The sequence below is a fragment of the Nostoc sp. CHAB 5715 genome, from assembly GCF_020829685.1.
Lineage (GTDB): Bacteria > Cyanobacteriota > Cyanobacteriia > Cyanobacteriales > Nostocaceae > Nostoc.
Genome location: NZ_JAIVFR010000895.1, coordinates 1 through 3,110, shown reverse-complemented (window position 1 = coordinate 3,110; position 3,110 = coordinate 1). Strand labels below are relative to the sequence as shown.

The 3,110-nt window shown below is 43.6% G+C and carries 3 protein-coding genes and 2 pseudogenes; 1 reads left to right on the top strand and 4 read right to left on the bottom strand.

Translation table 11 applies throughout. The features are described from left to right. Nucleotides 1–777, top strand: a pseudogene (locus tag LC574_RS33310) (hypothetical protein); the annotation flags it as partial. On the opposite strand, the pseudogene LC574_RS33305 reads toward LC574_RS33310, so the two are convergent. The 4 genes and pseudogenes from LC574_RS33305 to LC574_RS33290 all read right to left on the bottom strand — a co-directional run. Further along, nucleotides 678–914: pseudogene (locus LC574_RS33305) on the bottom strand (DUF5331 domain-containing protein); the annotation flags it as partial. The pseudogenes LC574_RS33310 and LC574_RS33305 overlap by 100 nt on opposite strands. A 32-nt stretch (nucleotides 915–946) precedes the next feature. Continuing rightward, entirely contained in the window at nucleotides 947–1,813 is an 867-nt protein-coding gene (bchL, locus tag LC574_RS33300) for a ferredoxin:protochlorophyllide reductase (ATP-dependent) iron-sulfur ATP-binding protein (protein ID WP_012410753.1), read from the bottom strand. Between the two features lie 583 nt (nucleotides 1,814–2,396). Next, on the bottom strand, nucleotides 2,397–2,651 hold the full coding sequence (locus tag LC574_RS33295; protein ID WP_229457859.1) for a TIGR02450 family Trp-rich protein: 255 nt from the start codon (nucleotides 2,649–2,651) through the stop codon (nucleotides 2,397–2,399). 101 nt (nucleotides 2,652–2,752) lie between these two features. Continuing rightward, nucleotides 2,753–3,110 (bottom strand): hypothetical protein (locus LC574_RS33290; protein ID WP_229457858.1); only part of this gene is annotated, 358 nt, incomplete at its 5' end.

The following is a 3,110-nucleotide window of genomic DNA, read 5'->3' as shown; positions in this document are numbered from 1 at the left end:
GCCACTAAGAACCAAGACTTACTTTCAGCCCAACTGTACACAGTGACAACAGGCGTTCCTGGTAAATCTGGACAAGAAGTAGAACCAGCAGGCAAAGTTGACTTAGTTTTAGATAGTAAAGATTATCAAAACCTGAAATTTGACTTATCACCTGATGGGCAAACTATTGTGATTCAACGGGGCAATAAAACAAATCCCGGCGACTTTGGACTATGGCTTATGCCAGCAACCAGTAACGATTCAGCAGAAAAACCCACCCCTAAACGTCTGCAAAGCCAACCTGGGGGAGACTTTATGATCACACCAGATAGTCAAGCCGTAGCAGTTGCCCAAGGACAGGGAGCAGCCATCCTACCACTGCAAGGTGATGCCAGGAAACCCCTAGATTTTCTGCCGCAGTTTGGTTTAGTACAAGCTTTCTCCAAAGATGGCTCTCAAGCAGCGATGATAAAGTTTAATACAGATTACACGCGAGATTTGTTTTTAGTGACAAACCAAGGTGTGCAGAAACAACTATTAAAAACTACAGGATCAATTCTCAGCTGCCAATTTGACATCGCCTCACCCACCCTCTATTGCTTGCTGACAGCTGCTGCTTCTTCTACGAATCTCTCTACTTCTAGGTTGACGAAGCGATTACCAAGAGCGAAATCTGGGTCAAAATGCAAATCCAGCACTTCAATCAGGGTATCAGCATCAGGATTGAGTTTGGCAAAGGGCAACATTAACTGCGCTAGCTTTGGCTCTAGGGCGTTAACTACTCCCAGGATGAGGTAAGAAGGTGGTCGCTTCCCGCCATCAGGAGTGTACACCGATTCCACTTGCATGTGCAGCGTAATCCAGTCCCGATTGTTCTGGAAAAATTGCAACCATTTTTGCTTTAATGAGTCTGTAAAGCTGTGAAAGAATGCCATGTTATTGTCCCTCATCCTGAGAACTTGGTGATTTATACAATCATCAAGTCTAGTTCCTCTTCTGAATTAGGAACCTGGGGTTTACCCGGATTTAGATAAAAATCGGATAACAAAGAGAACAACTCACGATCTGGTGTGTCGTTAGGCACAACACCTTCTGGACGCGCCAGAATTTGGTCGGCGATGTTGAGATAGTAGTCGCAAACGTAGTCTAGGGAAGGATCTTGCTCTGCCATCTCAAACAAAGTCTTACCTTTCACACGGGAAACACGGATATCTTCGATTAAAGGTAAAACTTCTAGAACTGGCATTGGCACTGCTTCTATATATTTTTCAATCAAGTCGCGCTTGGAGGTGCGGTTGCCAATTAACCCAGCTAGACGCAGTGGGTGAGTTCGTGCTTTTTCACGGACTGAAGCAGCGATGCGATTAGCCGCAAACAAAGCATCAAAGCCATTGTCTGTAACGATCAGGCAGTAATCTGCATAGTTTAGTGGTGCTGCAAAACCACCGCAAACTACGTCACCCAGAACGTCAAAGAGAATTACATCGTATTCATCAAAGGCGTTGAGTTCCTTAAGTAATTTTACGGTTTCACCGACTACGTATCCACCGCACCCAGCACCCGCAGGAGGCCCACCAGCTTCTACGCAATCCACACCGCCGTAGCCTTTATAAATTACATCTTCCGGCCAGACATCTTCGTAGTGATAGTCCTTTTCTTGGAGGGTGTCGATAATTGTCGGAATCAAAAACCCAGTCAGGGTAAAGGTACTGTCATGTTTGGGGTCGCAACCAATTTGCAGCACTTTCTTGCCACGTTTAGCTAGGGCGACGGATATATTACAGCTAGTTGTGGATTTACCGATACCACCTTTTCCGTAGACTGCTAGTTTCACTTTTATTTGCCTCTTATAGCTTTTTGTCAAACTTGTGGCTCAAACATTTGCCTTCACCTTTCCTGAGATGGCGATGCGTGAGGTCTGTGAATGTCATTATTGGGCAAATTACCTAGAAAAGAAAGTGGCTCTTAATTTGTAAAACGGTCTTATGTGATGAATTAAATTACAATTATATCTATTTGGGTTTTTATGAGGCTTAAAGACTTTATTAGCTCTAAAAATGATAAATAAACAGTTTTTATTACTTATTTGTATAAAAATAGTTACAAAATACAAAAAGCTGAAATCGGCTTTTTTGAATGCTTTTCATAGAATTAGCTGATGGTCGGACAACGTGTTTTCAAGGCATTGGGGCGCTCTTTCAAGGGTAAAGAGAGGTATATGCAGCCCTATGCTGGAAATACTAGTGGAATTTGCGATCACAGATAAATTCCCAGTTTTCAGTCGGTAGTCACAACCATTTAATTGCTGCTTGAGAGTAAGTTAGTCTGGTTTTGTAAAAAATTATTAAATTCCCAAATTTAGGAGGCGGCAGCCCTCTTGAGGGGCATTCCCAGTCTCTGACTGGGAACGAAGCAAATCAGGACACCTCAGTTCCAAGTCCGTGGATTTCCTGTAATGTTTGCCAGCCAGCTTGCCACTGGGAGTTATCTTGTAATAATTTGGCATTTATCCAGAAACGGACTTTAGGATCACAAGCAGCAACCATTTCGGCGTAAACCCAGTTAGCCTGATTTTTACGATTGACTACTTGAAAGTGCCGCCAGCCATCAACTTTTTGCTGTGCTGTCCACTTAGAACCAACTAGGTAAGGAAATTTCTGTTTTTTAGTCATTAGTCATTAGTCATTAGTCATTGTTATTCTTCCCCTACTCCCCCTGCCTCCCCCGCTCCCCCTGCTCCCTCATCCCCCACTCCCCACTCCCCACTCCCCTCCTAAGATGTCACCAAATCGCCATTACGGGTAAACTTTTGACAATTCAACTCACTATCTTGCTGGACACATAGCGAAAACCATCTAATATGACTCCAGCAGGTGTTGATGTTGTTGGTAATTTTGCGCTTTTTCTTGGAAAGGCCTTGTCTTACGACTTCGTTAGGGCAAAGAATTTCTAACGTGCCTGTACCATCTTCGTAATCGACGATGCGAAATAGACAGTCTTGCAACATCGCACGGCTGCTGCTGTCGAAGAACCGTTTAAAGCGCTGTAGCTTTTCCCCTTCAGTCATTTGGCTGATGGGTTTTATTTTCAAGAAATCCTCATCCTCAAAGTCAAAATTATCATCTTCAAAG